General features: G+C 73.5%; 16 protein-coding genes. 10 read left to right on the plus strand and 6 right to left on the minus strand.

What is annotated here, in order from left to right:
* Positions 1–33 precede the first annotated feature (33 nt).
* Together disA and radA are read right to left on the minus strand one after the other, a co-directional pair.
* Positions 34–1,158 (minus strand): DNA integrity scanning diadenylate cyclase DisA, encoded by a 1,125-nt coding sequence (gene disA / locus ACIRNI_RS06240; protein ID WP_403548768.1) that lies wholly within the window; start codon positions 1,156–1,158, stop codon positions 34–36.
* Between the two features lie 143 nt (positions 1,159–1,301).
* Positions 1,302–2,708, minus strand: a complete 1,407-nt coding sequence (gene radA / locus ACIRNI_RS06245; protein WP_356647132.1) for a DNA repair protein RadA — start codon at positions 2,706–2,708, stop codon at positions 1,302–1,304.
* Between the two features lie 247 nt (positions 2,709–2,955).
* Here radA and ACIRNI_RS06250 point away from each other — a divergent pair, with 247 nt between their 5' ends.
* Positions 2,956–4,740 carry a hypothetical protein gene (locus ACIRNI_RS06250; RefSeq protein ID WP_403548770.1) on the plus strand — a complete coding sequence of 595 codons (1,785 nt, stop codon included), beginning with the start codon at positions 2,956–2,958 and terminating at the stop codon, positions 4,738–4,740.
* Between the two features lie 4 nt (positions 4,741–4,744).
* Here ACIRNI_RS06250 and ACIRNI_RS06255 read toward each other — a convergent pair whose 3' ends face one another.
* Positions 4,745–5,596: a hypothetical protein gene (locus ACIRNI_RS06255; RefSeq protein WP_403548772.1), complete on the minus strand. Its 852-nt coding sequence runs from the start codon at positions 5,594–5,596 to the stop codon at positions 4,745–4,747.
* 39 nt (positions 5,597–5,635) lie between these two features.
* Between ACIRNI_RS06255 and ACIRNI_RS06260 the strand changes: the two genes are divergently transcribed.
* From ACIRNI_RS06260 to ilvD, 4 genes are all read left to right on the plus strand, one after another.
* Complete coding sequence (locus ACIRNI_RS06260; RefSeq protein WP_403548774.1) at positions 5,636–6,565, plus strand: Ppx/GppA family phosphatase; 930 nt, start codon at positions 5,636–5,638, stop codon at positions 6,563–6,565.
* A 63-nt stretch (positions 6,566–6,628) separates the two neighbouring features.
* Positions 6,629–7,456, plus strand: coding sequence for a sugar phosphate isomerase/epimerase (locus tag ACIRNI_RS06265; protein WP_355362984.1), 828 nt, complete (start codon positions 6,629–6,631; stop codon positions 7,454–7,456).
* Complete coding sequence (locus ACIRNI_RS06270) at positions 7,453–8,106, plus strand: TetR family transcriptional regulator (protein ID WP_403548776.1); 654 nt, start codon at positions 7,453–7,455, stop codon at positions 8,104–8,106. The genes ACIRNI_RS06265 and ACIRNI_RS06270 overlap by 4 nt, the downstream gene beginning before the upstream one ends.
* Before the next feature lie 102 nt (positions 8,107–8,208).
* Positions 8,209–10,062, plus strand: coding sequence for a dihydroxy-acid dehydratase (ilvD, locus tag ACIRNI_RS06275; RefSeq protein ID WP_403548778.1), 1,854 nt, complete (start codon positions 8,209–8,211; stop codon positions 10,060–10,062).
* 11 nt (positions 10,063–10,073) lie between these two features.
* Here ilvD and ACIRNI_RS06280 read toward each other — a convergent pair whose 3' ends face one another.
* Positions 10,074–12,164 (minus strand): PQQ-binding-like beta-propeller repeat protein, encoded by a 2,091-nt coding sequence (locus tag ACIRNI_RS06280; RefSeq protein ID WP_403548779.1) that lies wholly within the window; start codon positions 12,162–12,164, stop codon positions 10,074–10,076.
* Positions 12,165–12,389: 225 nt separating this feature from the next.
* On the opposite strand from ACIRNI_RS06280, the gene ACIRNI_RS06285 reads away from it, so the two are divergent.
* The 4 genes from ACIRNI_RS06285 (at position 12,390) to ACIRNI_RS06300 (ending at position 14,896) form a co-directional block, all read left to right on the plus strand.
* Positions 12,390–12,734 (plus strand): SH3 domain-containing protein, encoded by a 345-nt coding sequence (locus tag ACIRNI_RS06285; RefSeq protein ID WP_403548781.1) that lies wholly within the window; start codon positions 12,390–12,392, stop codon positions 12,732–12,734.
* Between the two features lie 34 nt (positions 12,735–12,768).
* Positions 12,769–13,278 carry a hypothetical protein gene (locus ACIRNI_RS06290; protein WP_403548783.1) on the plus strand — a complete coding sequence of 170 codons (510 nt, stop codon included), beginning with the start codon at positions 12,769–12,771 and terminating at the stop codon, positions 13,276–13,278.
* An 80-nt stretch (positions 13,279–13,358) separates the two neighbouring features.
* On the plus strand, positions 13,359–14,162 hold the full coding sequence (locus ACIRNI_RS06295; RefSeq protein WP_403548786.1) for an ABC transporter ATP-binding protein: 804 nt from the start codon (positions 13,359–13,361) through the stop codon (positions 14,160–14,162).
* Positions 14,159–14,896 (plus strand): ABC transporter permease, encoded by a 738-nt coding sequence (locus tag ACIRNI_RS06300; RefSeq protein WP_403548788.1) that lies wholly within the window; start codon positions 14,159–14,161, stop codon positions 14,894–14,896. The genes ACIRNI_RS06295 and ACIRNI_RS06300 overlap by 4 nt, the downstream gene beginning before the upstream one ends.
* On the opposite strand, the gene ACIRNI_RS06305 is transcribed toward ACIRNI_RS06300, so the two are convergent.
* Positions 14,893–15,177 (minus strand): hypothetical protein, encoded by a 285-nt coding sequence (locus tag ACIRNI_RS06305; protein WP_403548790.1) that lies wholly within the window; start codon positions 15,175–15,177, stop codon positions 14,893–14,895. The two genes, ACIRNI_RS06300 and ACIRNI_RS06305, sit on opposite strands and share 4 nt — an antisense overlap.
* 170 nt (positions 15,178–15,347) lie before the next feature.
* Between ACIRNI_RS06305 and proC the strand changes: the two genes are divergently transcribed.
* Positions 15,348–16,157: a pyrroline-5-carboxylate reductase gene (gene proC, locus ACIRNI_RS06310; RefSeq protein WP_403548791.1), complete on the plus strand. Its 810-nt coding sequence runs from the start codon at positions 15,348–15,350 to the stop codon at positions 16,155–16,157.
* 24 nt (positions 16,158–16,181) lie between these two features.
* On the opposite strand, the gene trpS is transcribed toward proC, so the two are convergent.
* The gene (gene trpS / locus ACIRNI_RS06315; protein ID WP_403548793.1) at positions 16,182–17,180 is read right to left on the minus strand and encodes a tryptophan--tRNA ligase; all 999 of its coding nucleotides are present in this window, start codon (positions 17,178–17,180) and stop codon (positions 16,182–16,184) included.
* Between the last annotated feature and the right edge of the window lie 658 nt (positions 17,181–17,838).

Consider the following 17,838-nt stretch of genomic DNA (forward strand, 5'->3'; position numbering starts at 1 on the left):
ACTGACGGCAGGCAGTCAGGGGCCCGCTCGGGACTACACGTACCGCTCGAGGATCGACGACTCGGCGAGCCGCGACAGCCCCTCGCGCACGCTGCGGGCGCGCGCCTCGCCGACGCCGTCGACGGTCTGGAGGTCGTCGACGCTCGCCGCGAGCAGCTTCTGCAGACCGCCGAAGTGCTCCACGAGCCGCTCGATGATCGCGCCGGGCAGCCGCGGCACCTTCGCCAGCAGCCGGTAGCCGCGCGGCGAGACCGCCGAGTCGAGCGCCTCCGGCGAGCCGGTGTACCCGAGGGCGCGGGCCACGATCGGCAGCTCCAGCAGCTCGGCGTGGCTGAGCGCGTCCAGCTCGGTGAGGGCCTCGGCGACCGTGCGGGACCGCTTGGCCGTGGGCTCCGGTACGTAGTCGCGGACGACGAGCTCGCGCTCGGGCTCGACGCCCGCGATCAGCTCGTCGAGCTGGAGCGCGAGGAGGCGGCCGTCGGTGCCGAGCTCCACGACGTACTCGGCGATCTCGGTGGCGATCCGGCGGACCATCTCCAGGCGCTGGGCGACGGCCGTGACGTCCCGGACGGTCACCAGGTCCTCGATCTCCAGCGCGGAGAGCGTGCCGGCGACCTCGTCCAGGCGGAGCTTGTACCGCTCCAGTGTCGCGAGGGCCTGGTTGGCGCGGGAGAGGATCGCCGCCGATTCCTCCAGGACGCGGCGCTCGCCGTGGACGTACAGCGCGATCAGCCGCATCGACTGCGACACGGAGATGACGGGGAAGCCGCACTGCTTGCTGACGCGGTCGGCGGTGCGGTGCCGGGTGCCGGTCTCCTCGGTGGGGATCGACGCGTCCGGGACGAGCTGGACGCCCGCCCGCAGGATCTTGGTGATGTCCTTGTCGAGGATCAGCGCGCCGTCGAGCTTGCACAGCTCGCGCAGGCGGGTGGCGGTGAACTCCACGTCCAGCACGAACCCGCCGGTGCACATCGACTCGACGGTCTTGTCCATGCCGAGGACGATGAGACCACCGGTGTTGCCGCGGAGAATGCGCTCCAGACCGTCCCGCAGGGACGTACCGGGGGCGACGGCGCTGAGCGAGGCACGCATCAGCGCCTCGTTGCCGGAGCCCGCGCCGGACTTTCCGGGACCTGCTGCCCCGTCCTTGGCTGCCACTGCACTCCTCCGGCTCGTACGGATGGGCGAGACCAGGGCAAAGTCTAGCGACCCCGTCCCCGGGCGGTCCCCGCAGCGCTACGGGCCCGGCTCACCACCCCCTGTTCACGGCTCTTGTTCACGGCTCCGGCTCACGGCCCGGCTCAGGGGGCCGGTTCCTCGGCGGCCGCCGGCCGGCGGCGGGAACGGGGGAGGACCCGCAGCGCCTCCGACATGTCGGCCACCTCCGTGACCTTCATGCCCGGCGGGACCTTGCCCGGGTCACCGGGGACCAGCGCGTGCGTGAAGCCCAGCCGGTGCGCCTCGGCCAGGCGGCGCTGCACGCCGGTCACGCGGCGGACCTCGCCCGCGAGGCCCACCTCGCCGATGGCGACGAGGTTCTTCGGCAGGGGGGTGTCGCTGGCGGCGGAGGCGAGCGCGAGCGCGATGGCGAGGTCCGCGGCCGGCTCGGAGAGCTTCACGCCGCCCACGGTGGCGCTGTAGATGTCCCGCTTGCCCAGCGCGCTGATCCGGCCGCGCTGCTCCAGCACCGCCAGCATCATCGAGACACGGGAGGTCTCCAGTCCCGAGGTGGTGCGCCGGGGGGAGGGGATCTGCGAGTCGACGGTGAGGGCCTGCACCTCGGCGACCAGGGGGCGGCGGCCTTCCAGGGTGACGGTCAGGCATGTGCCGGGCACGGCCTCGGCGCGGCGGGTGAGGAACAGCCCGGAGGGGTCGGTGAGGCCGGTGATCCCCTCGTCGTGCAGCTCGAAGCAGCCGACCTCGTCGGTCGCGCCGTACCGGTTCTTGACGCCGCGGACCAGGCGCAGGCGGGCGTGGCGGTCGCCCTCGAAGTGCAGGACGACGTCCACCAGGTGCTCCAGCAGCCGGGGCCCCGCGATGGCACCGTCCTTCGTCACGTGGCCGACGAGCAGCGTGGACATGCCGCGCTCCTTGGACGCGCGGATCAGCGCGCCGGCGACCTCACGCACCTGGGCCATGCCGCCCGGCGCCCCGTCGATCTCCGGAGAGGCGACCGTCTGGACGGAGTCGAGGACCAGGAGGGACGGCTTGACGGCGTCCAGGTGCCCGAGGACCGCGGAGAGGTCCGTCTCGGCCGCGAGGTAGAGGTGGTCGTTGAGGGCGTTGATCCGGTCGGCGCGCAGCCGGACCTGGCTCGCGGACTCCTCGCCCGTGACGTACAGCGTGCGGTGCTCGTCGCTCGCCGCCTTCGCCGCGACGTCGAGCAGGAGCGTGGACTTGCCGACCCCGGGCTCGCCCGCGAGCAGCACGACGGCGCCGGGGACCAGGCCGCCGCCGAGGACGCGGTCCAGCTCGTCCACGCCGGTGGAGCGGGCGGTGGCCTGGCGGCCGTCGACCTGGCCGATGGGCAGCGCGGCGGTGGAGACCCGCCCGGCGGCGGTCGTGCGGACCGCGGGCGTGCCGTACTCCTCCACCGTCCCCCAGGCCTGGCACTCGGGGCAGCGGCCGAGCCATTTGGCGGTCGTCCATCCGCACTCGGTGCAGCGGTAGGAGGGCCGGTCCTTGGTGGATTTCGTACGGGCAGCCATGCGCAAACCGTAGCGGCCCCCACTGACAGCGCCTCTCACAACGCCTCCGGCAACGCTTCTGACAACGCCTCTGACATCGCCTTCTGCGTGAACGCCACCGAGCGGTCGAGCCGCTGGCATATACCGCTTGTCACGTGGCGGGGGCAAAACGTCCTGTCCTCTTTTGAGGGATACGTTCACCCGTAAGGGTTAAAAGAGCCGAAGCGCCACGAAGAGTGTGCCTTCGCCCGCCTACGGTCGCCGGGTGATGAGCAGCAGGCTGGAGCCCCCCACGTACACCACCGGCGCACACCGGTCGCGGCGCGGTGCGCCCCGGGACTCCGGGGCCGAGGAGCGGACCACCACCCGGTCCGCCGCCCGGTCCGCGGCCCGGTCCGCCGCCCGGTCCGCGGCCCGGTCCGGCGCCCGGACCCTCGCCCAGCGCCCGCCCGCGCGGTACGAGCCGTATCTGGACGGGCTGTTCACGTACTGCCTCTCCGTCCTGTGCGACCACGACGTGGCGACGGCGGTGCTCGGCGACGTGCTCGCCATCGCCGAGCGGCAGTCCGGGCGATGTCCCGCCGGCGAGACCGAGCGCAAGGCGTGGCTGTACGCGCTCGCCCGCTGGGCCTGCCTGCGCGAGCTCGGCGAGCAGCGCGAGAAGCGCCGCCGGCAGGGCGCGCACACCGGCCGTCTCGCCCCCGCCCCGGCCGCCGAGGAGAGACCGCCGGCCCAGGTCGCGGACGAGACCGCCGACCACCGCCGCCGCGAACTGGCCCGGCTCGCCTGGCCCGAGGCGGCCGGCACCACGCCCCAGCAGCGCGAAGCCCTGGAGCTGGCGGTACGCCACCAGCTCGGCTCCCGCGAGGTGGCCGCGGTGCTCGGCATGGAGCCGCTCGCGGCGCGCGAGCTGCTGTCGGCGGCGGCGTGCGAGGTGGAGCGCACCCGCGCGGCGCTCGCCGTCGTGGAGACCGGGTCCTGCCCGGCGGTCGCCCGGCTCACCGGAGACCACCAGGTGCTGCTCTCCGCGGCGCTGCGGCGCGAGCTCGTCCGGCACGTCGACGACTGCCCGCGCTGCCGCCGCGCCGCCGAGCGCGCCGGGGCGGGCGGCCCCTGGCCCGGCGCGTCGGTCACCCCCGCGAAGCTCCCGCTGGTCGAGGCGCCGAGAGCGGCGGCGTACGTGGCGATGATGCACGTCCCGCGGGCGCGCACGGCCGGGCCGCGGTTCGGCCGCGACGGCTTCCCCCTCGACCCGAAGGACCACGCGGCGCGGCGCGACCGGATGCGGGCGCGAGCGGTGACGACGACGGTGGTCGCCACGGTCGTCGCGGCCCCGGTGCTGGCGCTGTGGGCGGCCTACCGCGGCGCCCCGATGACCGGCGAGCCGCGCGACGGGACGGCCATCAGCGCGAGCGAGACCGACGAGGCGGCCGCCGGCCACGGCGCGCCCGACCCGTCGCAGGACGGGTACCACCAGTACGACCGGTACGCGACCGCGGGCAACGCCCGCAGCCAGCCCGGCGGCCGCGGCGCGGTCTCCGTCGAGGTGATCAGCACCGGCACGCCCGCCCCACCCTCGCGGCCCGGCCGCCCCGGCCCCGGACGCATCACGGTCACCGCCCAGCCGGCCGGCGACGACACGACGATGCTCACGCTCACGGCGTCCGGCGGTGCCCCGGTGACCTGGTCCCTGTGGACGGACGCGCCCTGGCTCTACGCGAGCCGCTCCACCGGCACGCTCTCCCCGGGCCAGTCCCTCGCGGTGTACGTCTCCGTCGACCGGGCCCGCGAGCCGTCCGGCCCCTGGACCGCGCGCGTGGGCGTGGACCCGGCGGGCGCGATCGTCGAACTCGACGGCGAGGGCTCGCCCCGGCCGCCGGCTCAGGACCCGACGCCGGCTCCGCCGTCCAACCCGCCGGCCTCGACGCCGCCGCCGTCCCCGGACCCGACGCCGACGCCGTCCACCCCTTCCTCCCCGCCGCCGGAGCCGTCGTCCCCCTCGGACACCGCGTCGCCGTCGGCGCCGCCCGCCACGGAGGCGCCGACGCCGTGAGGGCTCAGGGCCGCGGGTCCGCCGGGTGCGGAGCCAGCAGCGGCAGCTGTGTGGCCAGCCGCGCCTCGCACAGCTCGACCAGCACGTCGTACGCCGCCTTGCCCATCAGCTCCGTCAGCTCCGGCCGGTACGTCACGTACACCGGATCGCCCGCCCCGTGCGCCGACGTCGCCGAGGTGCACCACCAGTGGAGGTCATGGCCCCCGGGGCCCCAGCCCCGGCGGTCGTACTCGCCGATCGAGATCTGCAGGACCCGCGTGTCGTCGGGGCGGTCGATCCAGTCGTACGTCCGGCGGACCGGCAGCTGCCAGCAGACGTCCGGCTTGGTCTCCAGCGGCTCTCGCCCCTCCCGCAGCGCCAGGATGTGCAGGGCGCAGCCCGCGCCGCCCGCGAAGCCGGGGCGGTTCTGGAAGATGCAGGAGCCCTCCCAGCGGCGCGTCTGCCGCTCGCCGTCCTCGTCGAGCTGGACCCAGCCCGACTCCGTCCCCGACCCCGACTCCGACGCCGTACCGACGTCGTGGAACTGCCACAGCTCCGGTGTGAGCCGTTCCACATGCCCGGCCACCCGCTGCTCGTCCTCCTCGTCCGAGAAGTGGGCGCCCAGCGTGCAGCAGCCGTCGTCCGCGCGGCCGGCCTGGATGCCCTGGCAGCCGCTGCCGAAGATGCAGGTCCAGCGAGAGGTGAGCCAGGTCAGGTCGCAGCGGAAGACCTGCTCGTCGTCGGCGGGGTCCGGGAACTCCACCCAGGCGCGGGGAAAGTCCAGCCCCTTCTCGTCCCCCTCCACCGGCACGGCCGGCACGGCGGCCGGCACGGAGGGAGCGGGCTTCGCCTTCTTCGCCTTCTTCGTCTTTGGCACACACCAAGCGTATGCGCCGCGCACAGTAGCGTTCCTTCCATGAGACTCGGAGTCCTCGACGTCGGTTCGAACACGGTGCACCTGCTGGTCATGGACGCGCACCCCGGCGCCCGCCCCCTGCCCGCCCACTCGCACAAGGCGGAGCTGCGCCTCGCCGAACTGCTCGACGCCGACGGCGCCATCGGCGCCGAGGGCATCCAGCGCCTCGTCACCATCACCGCCAGTGCGGTGCACACCGCCGAGGACAAGGGCTGCGAGGAGGTCCTCCCCTTCGCGACCTCCGCGATCCGCGACGCGTCCAACGCCGACGAGGTCCTCAAGCGGGTCCGCGAGGAGACCGGCGTCGAGCTCCAGGTCCTGACCGGCGAGGAGGAGGCCCGCCTCACCTTCCTCGCCGCCCGCCGCTGGTTCGGCTGGTCCGCCGGGAAGCTGCTGCTGCTCGACATCGGCGGCGGCTCGCTGGAGATCGCGTACGGCATGGACGAGGAGCCCGACGCGGCCGTCTCCCTGCCGCTGGGCGCCGGGCGGCTCACCGCCGGCTGGCTGCCCGGCGACCCGCCGGCCCCCGACGACGTGAAGGCGCTGCGCCGCCACGTCCGCACGGAGATAGCCCGCACGGTCGGCGAGATCGCCCGCTTCGGTCCGCCCGACCACGTCGTCGCGACGTCGAAGACGTTCAAGCAGCTCGCCCGCCTCGCCGGCGCACCCGGCTCCGGCGAGGGCCTGTACGCGCAGCGCGTGCTGAGTCGTACGTCACTGGTGGAGTGGGTCCCCAAGCTCGCCGCGATGACCGCCGAGCAGCGCTGCGCCCTGCCCGGCGTGTCCGAGGGCCGCGCCCGCCAGATGCTGGCGGGAGCACTGGTCGCGGAGGGCGCGATGGACCTGTTCGGCGTCGAGGAACTGGAGATCTGCCCTTGGGCCCTGCGCGAAGGCGTGATCCTGCGCCGCCTCGACCATCTCCCCACCTAGGTCGCGCCGCCGAAATCCCGTCTGCCCGGACGCTCCCCAGCGCCGCCCCGTACCCTGTCCCTCGTGGCAGATCCGTCGGAAACAGTGGTGCGCATCCCGGAGGCGAAGGTCGCGCTCTCGACGGCCTCGGTGTATCCGGAGTCGACGGCGACGGCCTTCGAGGTCGCCGCGCGCCTGGGCTACGACGGCGTGGAGATCATGGTGTGGACCGACCCGGTCAGCCAGGACATCGAGGCGCTGCGCCGGCTCTCGGACTACCACCAGGTGCCGATCCTCGCCGTCCACGCGCCGTGTCTGCTGATCACCCAGCGGGTCTGGTCCACCGACCCGTGGGTGAAGCTCCAGCGCGCCCAAGCGGCGGCCGAGAAGCTCGGCGCGTCGACCGTCGTCGTCCATCCGCCGTTCCGCTGGCAGCGCCAGTACGCCCGTGACTTCGTCACCGGCATCTGGCGGATGGCGAACGAGACCGATGTCCGCTTCGCCGTCGAGAACATGTACCCGTGGCGCTACCGGGACCGCGAGATGCTCGCGTACGCGCCCGAGTGGGACGTCACCAAGGACGACTACCGCCACTACACCGTGGACCTCTCGCACACCGCGACCGCCCGCGTGGAGGCGATGGACATGGTCGCCCGCATGGGGGACCGCCTCGGGCACGTGCACCTGGCCGACGGGCGGGGCTCGGCGAAGGACGAGCACCTGGTGCCGGGGCGCGGCACCCAGCCGTGCGCCGAGCTGCTGGAGTACCTCGCCCGGTCCGGTTTCGACGGGCACGTCGTCATCGAGGTCAACACGCGGCGCGCGATGTCCGCCGCCGAACGCGAGGCCGACCTGGCGGAGGCCCTCGCCTTCACCCGGCTGCACCTGGCCTCCTCCGCGCGTACGCCGTGAGCGAGCGGCCCAGGCGGCGGGGGCGCCCGCCACGGGACGCCGCCGCCGGAGGACCGGGCGCCCGCGAGCGGATCCTCGAAGCCGCGCGCGCCGAGTTCGCCGCCCGCGGGTACGACAAGACGTCGGTGCGCGGCATCGCCAGGGCGGCGGGCGTGGACCCGGCCCTCGTCCACCACTACTTCGGCACGAAGGACGACGTCTTCGCCGCCGCCATCGAGATGTCCTTCGAGCCCGCCCTCGTCGTCCCGGCCGTGCTGGGCGCGGGCCCCGAAGGCGTCGGCGAGCGCCTCGCCCGCACGTTCCTCGGCGTCTGGGAGAACCCGGCGACCCGCGCGCCCCTGCTGGCGATCCTCCGCTCGGCTCTGACGCACGAGGCGGCGGCCACCGTGCTGCGCGGCTTCGTCCTACGGCGGCTCCTGGAGCGGGTGGCGGGCGAGCTGCGCGTACCGGACCCGAAGTTCCGGGCCGAGCTCGCGGCCTCCCACATGATCGGGATCGCGATTCTGCGGTACGTCGTACGCGTCGAGCCGCTGGCCTCGGCGGACCCGGAGCGGATCGTGGCCATGGTGGCGCCCGCGCTCCAGCGCTACCTGACCGAGGCGACGGAGATGACGGAGACGACGGAGGGGACGGAGGGGACCGAGGCGTGAGCCGGGCGTCCCACTCTCCGGACGCCATGTCCAGATCTTGGAGCCACCGCGTACGCTCGAAGAAGACACCTCTTTGTCCTCTTCGTTAAGGAGCGAGCGACGATGCCCGAGCTGAGGTCCCGCACCGTCACCCACGGCCGCAACATGGCGGGCGCCCGCGCCCTGATGCGCGCCTCCGGTGTACCCGGTGCGGACATCGGGCGGAAGCCGATCATCGCGGTCGCGAACTCCTTCACGGAGTTCGTGCCCGGCCACACCCACCTCCAGCCGGTCGGCCGGATCGTCTCCGAGGCGATCACGCAGGCGGGTGGCATCGCGCGCGAGTTCAACACGATCGCCGTCGACGACGGCATCGCCATGGGCCACGGCGGCATGCTCTACTCCCTGCCCTCCCGCGACCTGATCGCGGACAGCGTCGAGTACATGGTCGAGGCGCACTGCGCCGACGCCCTGATCTGCATCTCCAACTGCGACAAGATCACCCCGGGCATGCTGATGGCCGCCCTGCGCCTCAACATCCCCACCGTCTTCGTCTCCGGCGGCCCGATGGAGGCCGGCAAGGCCACGCTGGTCGACGGCACGGTCCGCACGCTCGACCTGGTCGACGCCATCTCGGACGCCGCCAACGACAAGATCTCGGACGCCGACATCCTCCGCATCGAGGAGAACGCCTGCCCGACCTGCGGGTCCTGTTCCGGCATGTTCACCGCCAACTCGATGAACTGCCTGACCGAGGCCATCGGCCTCTCCCTCCCCGGCAACGGATCCACCCTGGCCACCCACACGGCTCGCCGCGCCCTGTACGAGAACGCCGCCCGCACGGTCGTCGAGCTGACCGACCGGTACTACGCCCAGGGTGACGAGTCGGTCCTGCCGCGCAACATCGCCACCGCCGCGGCCTTCGAGAACGCCATGGCCCTCGACATCGCCATGGGCGGTTCCACCAACACGATCCTGCACCTGCTGGCCGCCGCCCAGGAGGCGGGCGTCCCCTTCGGCCTGGAGGAGATGGACGCCGTCTCGCGCCGCGTCCCCTGCCTGGCCAAGGTCGCGCCGAACGTCGCCAAGGACCGCACGTACTACATGGAGGACGTGCACCGCGCCGGCGGCATCCCCGCCCTCCTCGGCGAGCTGCACCGCGCCGGGCTGCTCAACGAGGACGTGCACTCCGTCCACAGCCCCACCCTCGCCGACTGGCTCAAGACCTGGGACGTGCGCGGCGGCTCGCCGTCGCCCGAGGCCGTCGAGCTGTGGCACGCCGCGCCCGGCTGCCGCCGGTCCGCCGAGGCGTTCTCGCAGTCGGAGCGGTGGGACTCGCTGGACGTGGACGCCGCCGAGGGCTGCATCCGCTCCGCCGAGCACGCGTACTCCAAGGACGGCGGTCTGGCCGTCCTGCGGGGCAACCTCGCCGTCGACGGATGCGTCGTGAAGACCGCCGGTGTCGACGAGTCGATCTGGACCTTCGAGGGCCCGGCCGTCGTCTGCGAGTCGCAGGAGGAGGCCGTCGAGAAGATCCTGAACAAGCAGGTCAAGGACGGCGACGTGGTCGTCATCCGCTACGAGGGCCCCAAGGGCGGCCCCGGCATGCAGGAGATGCTCTACCCGACGTCCTTCCTCAAGGGCCGCGGCCTCGGCAAGACCTGCGCCCTGATCACCGACGGCCGCTTCTCCGGCGGCACGTCCGGCCTGTCGATCGGCCACGCCTCGCCGGAGGCGGCGAGCGGCGGCACCATCGCGCTCGTCGAGGACGGCGACCGCATCCGCATCGACATCCCGAGCCGCGGCATCGAGCTGCTCGTCGACGACGCCACGCTGGCCGCCCGCCGCGAGGCGCTGGGCGGCGTGTACGCGCCGAAGAACCGCGAGCGGAAGGTGTCGGCGGCGCTGCGCGCGTACGCGGCGATGGCGACGAGCGCCGACAAGGGCGCGGTGCGCGACGTCACGAAGCTCGGCTGATCACCGGCTGATCACCAACGGGTCGGGTCCTTCGCCGCCACGGCGAAGACCGACCCGTCCGGCGCGGTCGCCACGACCGCGCCGCCGTCGGCGGTGACGAGGGGCGCGGGCAGGGAGGCGGCGTAGCCGAGCCTCCCGCCGCGCAGCCTCGGCTCGGTCTGGCCGAGCACCGCCGCGCGCGCCGTGTCGACGGCCAGCAGCCTGCCGTCGGCCGCCGTGAAGTACAGCAGCCCGCCGCCGGGGGCCACCACCGGCCGGGACACCCGGCCGGTGGACGTCTCCAGCTGCCACAGCTCCTTCGCCTTCGCCTTCGTCGGCTCCGTGTCGACGGCGACGAGCGTGCCGTTGCGCGCCAGCAGATACGCCGTGTCCCCGTCCAGCGCGACCTGCGGCTCCGCCATGGGGAACGGCAGCGGGACGCGGTGGACGGCGCGCCCCTCCGGCTCGTACCGCACCAGCGCGTCCGTCTGCGAGTCGCGGTCCCGCGACGTCAGGTGCAGTACGCCGCCGGATGTCGTGCCCACCGGAGTCAGATGCCCGTCCAGCCGCCGCTGCCAGACGACGGAACCGTCCCCCGGCCGTACCGCGCTGACGAGCGTGCTCGCCCCGGTCCCCGCGACCTCGAAGGCGTACACCAGTCCCGTCTCCGCGCTGTACGGGCCGAAGCGCGGGTGGGCGTGGCCGCGCAGCGCGTGCTGCCAGCGCGTCCGCCCCGTCGCCCCGTCGACGCCCGTGACCTTGCCCGAGGGTGCCGCGAACAGCACCGTGTCCCCGGCGTGGTGGACGTCGCCGCCGTACGCGGAGAGGTCGGCGCTCCACTTGGGCGTGCCGTCGTCGGCCGCGTACGTACGGAGGGTGCCGTGCGCGACGGTGTGCACCAGGCCCCCGGACACGACCGGCTGGACGGGCTCGACGGGCTCGACGGCCCCGGACGCCTCGCCGTCCGCCGCGTTGCGTGCCGACCAGACGGCCCGCCCGTCGCGCGGGTCGAGCCGGGTGAGGCCGCTGCCGCGCGCCGCGCAGTACAAGGCGCCGTCCGCGTACGCGCACACGGGCGCCGCGTCACCACCGGACGTGCCCAGCGGCGCACGCCACGGCGAGAAGGAGGCCACCGCCCCGGCGGCCCCGGCGGTCCGGGGCGCCGTCGTCTGCCCCGTACCGCCGCTCAAGCCCCACAGCGTGCCGCCGCCGCCCGCGACGAGCGCGACGACGGCGGCCGCGGCGAGGGGCCACCGGGCGCGACGCCGGCGAACCGGTTCTTCTGAAACCGGTTCTTCTGGCAGCGGTCCTTCCGAAACCGGTTCGGCCGGAGCCGGCTGCGCGGCCGGAGGCTCCCGGCGGCGCTGGGCCGGTATGAACGCGGTCGCCTCGTACGAGGGCGGCCGCAGCTCCGACATGATCTCGTCCGGCGTCGGCCGGTCGGCCGGCTCCTTGGCCAGGCAGCGGCCGACGAGCGGCACGAGGTCGGCGGGCACCCCGGCCAGGTCCGGCTCGTCGTGGACCACCTGGTACGCCACGATGTACGGGCTGGCGTCGTCGAACGGACCCCGCCCGGTCGCCGCGTGCACCAGGACCGAACCGAGCGCGAACACGTCCGCCGCCGGGCCGACCTCCCTCGGCCGCTGGAACTGCTCGGGCGCCATGTAGGGCGGCGACCCGATCAGCTTTCCGGTCTCCGTGCGCAGGTCGCTGTCGACGGGCCGCGAGATGCCGAAGTCGATGACGCGCGGCCCGGTGTCGGTGAGCAGGACGTTGCCGGGCTTGAGGTCGCGGTGCACGACACCGGCGCGGTGGATGTCGCGCAGCGCCTCCGCGAGACCGGCGGTCAGCCGGCGCAGCTCGGCGGGGGCCAGGGGGCCGTTGCGCTTCACCTGGGCGGCGAGCGTGGGGCCGGGCACGTACAGCGTGGCCATCCACGGCCGCTCGGCATCCGGGTCGGCGTCCACGACGGGCGCCGTGAAGGCGCCGCTCACCCTGCGGGCGGCGCCCACCTCCTGCCGGAAACGGGCCCGGAACTCCGGGTCGGCGGCGTACTGCTCGTGCACCACCTTCACCGCGAGGCGCAGCCCGGACGCCGACCGGGCGAGGTGTACGACGCCCATCCCGCCCGCACCGAGACGTGCTTCCAGGCGGTACTGACCGGCGTATCCCGGCACCGGCGGCATCGCCCACCCCCGTGGTCCCCGTCGATATTCGGCCGCGCATGCGACGCACGGAGCCTAGTCGATGGTGCGGCCGATGACGGTGGGGCTTGCTAGCCTGCGCGTCGCACAGCGCGAAGCCCAGCGCAACGCAGCTCACCACAACGGGGAAGGGCCACAGCCCACATGGAAAACACCACCGAGACCACGGGGACCATCGAGACGACCGAGACCGCGGGGGCCGCCGAGACCGCCGCGACGGCGGCGTTCGCCGCCGCCGACGTCGTCCGCTACCCGATCGCCCCCGGCCACCGGGTCAACGTCCGCTCCGGCCCGGGCACCCAGTACCGCATCATCCGGACCCTCCCGTACGACGTGAGGGTCCCGGTCTACTGCCAGAAGCCCGGCGAGCGCATCACCGGCCCGTACGGCACCACCGCCCTCTGGGACAACATCGCGGACGGCGAGTTCGTCTCCGACGCGTACGTGAGGACGGGCACCGACGGGTACGTCGCACCGCGCTGCTCCTGACCGCCGTACCGCCGCTCCGGCGATAATCGAGCCCGTGAGCGACGACCAGACAGGCCAGACAGACAAGACGATCGCCGGGCCGCGGCCCGAACCCCTCCGTTTCTTCGGTACGACCTGGGTCGACCACGACGGCGGGTACGGGTTGCGGCGCGCCGGTGTCGCCGCCGGCTCGCTCGCCGCCGCCGTCGCGAGCGCCCTCGTCCTCCGCTTCGCCTACCAGGGCCTGGCCATCGCCGACGTCGGCGGCTTCGTCAACGGCCTGGTCGTCGTCATGTTCGCCGTCTGCACGGCCATCGCGTTCAGCAGGACGTGGCAGGGCTTCACGCGCCGCCCCGCCGACCCCTCCCGGGAGGACGCCCTCCGCAGCCTCAAGGCGATCGGCTTCATCGGCTCCCTCCTCGCCTACTTCGTCCGCTCCCTCACCGAGGCGCCCGGCGAGAAGCTGGCGCGCGCCGAGTACGAGACGGCCCGCGCCCAGTACGAGAAGCGCCGCGCCACCCGCGCCGGCAACCCCGCCGCCCGCAAGCGCACCAAGCGGAAGTAGCCCGGCGCCCGGCGGCACCAGCACCGGGACACCACGACGAGCCCTTGACGGGCCCTCCCGCGCGCGCAACTATTCATCACATGGTGAATAACCACTCCGGTGCTGCCGTCGAAGCCCGTGGCCTCACCGTCGTCCGCGGCCCCCGCACCGTCCTGCGCGGCCTCGACTTCGCCCTGCCGCCCGGGCGGATCACCGGCCTCCTCGGCCCCTCCGGCTGCGGCAAGTCCACCCTCATGCGCGCCGTCGCCGGTACCCAGGCCAACGTCACCGGCACCCTGACCGTCCTCGGCCGCCCCGCCGGCGACCCCGCCCTCCGCGCCCGCGTCGGCTACGTCACCCAGGCCCCTTCCGTCTACGACGACCTCACCGTCCGGCAGAACCTCGACTACTTCGCCGCCGTCCTCCGGCCCGGCCGCGACCACCGCGACGCCCGCGCAGCCGCCGTCGCCCGCGCCCTCGCCGACGTCGACCTCACCCCCCACGCCGACGCCCTGGCGGGCCGGCTCTCCGGCGGCCAGCGCAGCCGCGTCTCCCTCGCCGTCGCCCTCCTCAACGCGCCCGACCTGCTGGTCCTCGACGAGCCGACCGTCGGCCTCGACCCCGTCCTGCGCCGCGACCTGTGGCAGCTCTTCCACCGCATCGCCGCCGAGCGGGGCACCACGATCCTCGTCTCCTCCCACGTCATGGACGAGGCCGAACGCTGCCACCGCCTGCTCCTCCTGCGCGACGGCGCACTGCTGGCCGACGACACTCCCGACGCCCTGCGCCGCCGCCACGAGACCCGGACCGTCGAAGAGGCCTTCCTCCGCCTCGTCGACGCGGCCAACACCGCCGAGGCTGCCGACGCCGTAGCCGCCGACGCCCGCCAGGAGACCCCGCGATGAACGGCTCCCGCACCCTCGCCACCGCCGCCCGCGTCCTGCGTCAACTACGCCACGACCCGCGCTCCCTCGCCCTGATGCTGGTCGTCCCGTGCCTGATGCTCGTGCTCCTCCGGTACGTCTTCGACGGCAGCCCCCGCACCTTCGACTCCATCGGCGCCTCGCTGCTCGGCATCTTCCCGCTGATCACGATGTTCCTGGTGACCTCGATCGCCACCCTGCGCGAACGCACCTCCGGCACCCTGGAACGCCTCCTCGCCATGCCGCTCGGCAAGGCGGAGCTCATCGCCGGCTACGCCCTCGCCTTCGGCCTGCTCGCCGTCGTCCAGTCGGCCCTCGCCACCGGCCTCGCACTCTGGCTCCTCGGCCTCGACGTCGTCGGATCCCCCTGGCTCCTGCTCCTGGTGGCGCTCCTCGACGCCCTGCTGGGCACCGCGCTCGGCCTGTTCGTCTCGGCGTTCGCCGCCTCCGAATTCCAGGCGGTCCAGTTCATGCCGGCCGTGATCTTCCCGCAGCTCCTGCTCTGCGGCCTGTTCACCCCGCGCGACCGGATGCAGCCGCTCCTGGAGGCCCTCTCGAACGTGCTCCCCATGTCGTACGCCGTCGACGGCATGGCCCAGGTCCTCCACCACACCGACATGACCGCCGACTTCGTCCGGGACGCCCTGGTCGTCGCCGCCTCCGCCCTCCTCGTCCTCACCCTCGGCGCCGCCACCCTCCGCCGCCGCACCGCCTAGGGGGCGGACGGGGGCGCCGTCCGGTGAGGAGCGGGCTGCGGGGGCCGCGGAGTCGCGGGAGGCGGCTGCGGGGACGCCGTACGGAGCGGTGGAGGCGGCGGCGGGGGATGGGGCGCGCCCTGCCCGCCCACCGCCGCCGCGCCGAGCACCGCCACCGTGACCAGCCCGGCCCCCACCGCCCGTCTGTGCCTGGCCCGCACCTCACCACCCGTACGGCCCAGATCCCGCAGGACGAACCGCAGTTCGCCCCCCTCACCGTCATCCGACAGGTCACCGGACACGACCGTCCTCCTTCCCGCCCACCAGCCGCCCGGTAGGACCGCCGCCACCACCATTCGGTTCCGGCCCACCCGGACGCCCACGCCGTACCGCTCCTCGGACACCCCACCCGCCCCAACGCCCCTGGTGCGAGGATGGCCCCACGTACTCCCCCGGCGAGGTGAACAGAGCCATGACCCAGACAGTCGCAGTCCTCGGCACCGGCAAGATCGGCGAAGCCCTGCTCAGTGGCATGATCCGCGCGGGCTGGCCGGTCGAGCACCTCCTCGTCACCGCCCGCCGCACCGAACGCGCCGAGGAGCTGCGCACCCGCTACGGCGTCGAGCCCGTCGGCAACGCCGAGGCCGCCAAGCGCGCCGACACCCTCATCCTCGCCGTCAAGCCGCAGGACATGGGCAAGCTCCTCGACGAACTGGCCCCGCACATCGCCCCCGACCGCCTGGTCATCAGCGCCGCCGCCGGTATCCCCACCTCCTTCATCGAGGAGCGCCTCGCCGCCCAGACCCCCGTCGTCCGGGTCATGCCCAACACCCCCGTCCTCGTCGACGAAGGCATGTCCGTGATCTCGGCCGGCAGCCACGCCACCCAGGAGCACCTCGTCCACGCCGAGGAGATCTTCGGCGGCGTCGGCAAGACCCTGCGCGTCCCCGAGACCCAGCAGGACGCCGCCACCGCCCTCTCCGGCTCCGGCCCGGCGTACTTCTACTACCTGGTCGAGGCCATGACCGACGCCGGCATCCTGCTGGGCCTGCCCCGCGCCCAGGCCCACGACCTGATCGTCCAGGCCGCCATCGGCGCCGCCGTCATGCTCCGCGACAGCGGCGAGCATCCGGTCAAGCTCCGCGAAGCCGTCACCTCCCCGGCCGGCACCACGATCAGCGCCATCCGAGAGCTGGAGAACCACGGCGTACGAGCCGCCCTGATCGCGGCCCTGGAGGCGGCCCGCGACCGCAGCCGCGAGCTCGCCTCCGGCAACGGCTGACGGCCGAAGCCCGGGAGGGCGCCGTCAGGTGGCGGGCAGGAGCCCGATCGCCCGGTAGGCCCGGTCCACCACGGGCCTGGCCATCGCCCGGGCCCGCTCGGCACCCTCCCTCAGCACCCCCTCCACATATCCCGGATCGGCCACCAGCTCCGCGTGCCGCTCCCGCAGTGGCCGCAGCAGCTCCACCACCGCCTCGGCCGTGTCCTTCTTGAGCGCCCCGTACGACGCGTACGCACCGGCCAGCACCTCCGGCTCCCCACCGGTGCACGCCGCCAGCACATCGAGCAGGTTCGCCACCCCGGGCTGGGCGTCCCGGTCGTACGCCACCTCCCGCCCGCTGTCCGTCACCGCCCGCAGGACCTTCCGCCGCACCACGTCCGGCTCGTCGAGCAGATAGACGATCCCGGCCGCGTTCTCGTGCGATTTCCCCATCTTCGACGTCGGGTCCTGCAGGTCCCTGACCCGCGCCGCGACCGCGGGCCGCGTCACCTTCGGCACGGTGAACGTGTGCCCGTACCGCTGGTTGAACCGCACGGCCAGATCCCGCGTGAGCTCCACGTGCTGCGCCTGGTCCTCACCCACCGGCACCTCGTCGGTCCCGTACGCCAGGATGTCCGCCGCCATGAGCACCGGATACGTCAGCAGCGACACCCGCACGCTCTGCCCGGCCGCCCGCGCCAGCGTCCCCTTCTCCTTGTACTGGATCATCCGCCGCAGCTCCCCGTCGTACGCCGTGCACTCCAGCAGGTACGACAGCCGCGCGTGCTCGTCCACGTGGCTCTGTACGAAGAGAGTGCAGCGCCGCGGATCGAGCCCCGCCGCCAGCAGCAGAGTCGCCGCCTGCCGACTGAGCCGCCGCACCCGTGCCGGATCGTGCTCGACGGTGAGCGCGTGCAGGTCCACCACGCTGAACAGCGCCTCGGCCCGGTGCTGCTCCACCTCGACCCAGCGCCGTACGGCCCCGAGGTAGTTGCCCAGCGTCAGGTGCCCCGTCGGCTTGACCCCACTGAAGATCCGCGTCATCGCGCTCTCCCCTTCTCTTCCTCTGATGGAGGCCGCCACCACCTGCGGCCGACCCCCACCGGGAGGGAGAAACGCGAACGGCCGCCGAGGCGGCGGCCGTTGAGTGCATGCGTGTGCGTCGGCCGCCGTCAGGCGGCCCACCACTGGAGGTTGCACACGCGCGTTGTCATGCCTCCAGACTACGTGGCCCGACCCGGGTTGACACGGGTTTGCGGGATCCGTAGTGTTCTCCGAGTTGTCCGACGTGAGCGCCGACTCCGGTCGGTCCCCGGACAGCCATTCCGCAAGAACCACTCCAGGCGAACGCCGCCGTACCTACGTCGTCGTTTCGTTTTTCCGTGCGCTTTTGCGGAATGCAGGATCCGCGTTCGAATGAACGCAGCCCGATTAGCGTCGGGGCAAGGGATTCGCTAAAGTCTCACTCGTCGGAACGGCCCAACGGGTCGGGAAGACAACCCCGCTGACTGGGAATCAGGCCCGAAAGGATCTGATAGAGTCGGAACCGCCGGAAAGGGAAACGCGAAAGCGAAGAACGGCCCGGCAGCCCGCTCCAGCGGGTGGCGGAAACGGAAAACGGATCTGCTAAGCTGGAAACACGAAAGACCGAAGGGAAGCGCCCGGAGGAAAGCCCGAGAGGGTGAGTACAAAGGAAGCGTCC

It is taken from the genome of Streptomyces sp. NPDC093546, from assembly GCF_044765045.1.
Lineage (GTDB): Bacteria > Actinomycetota > Actinomycetes > Streptomycetales > Streptomycetaceae > Streptomyces.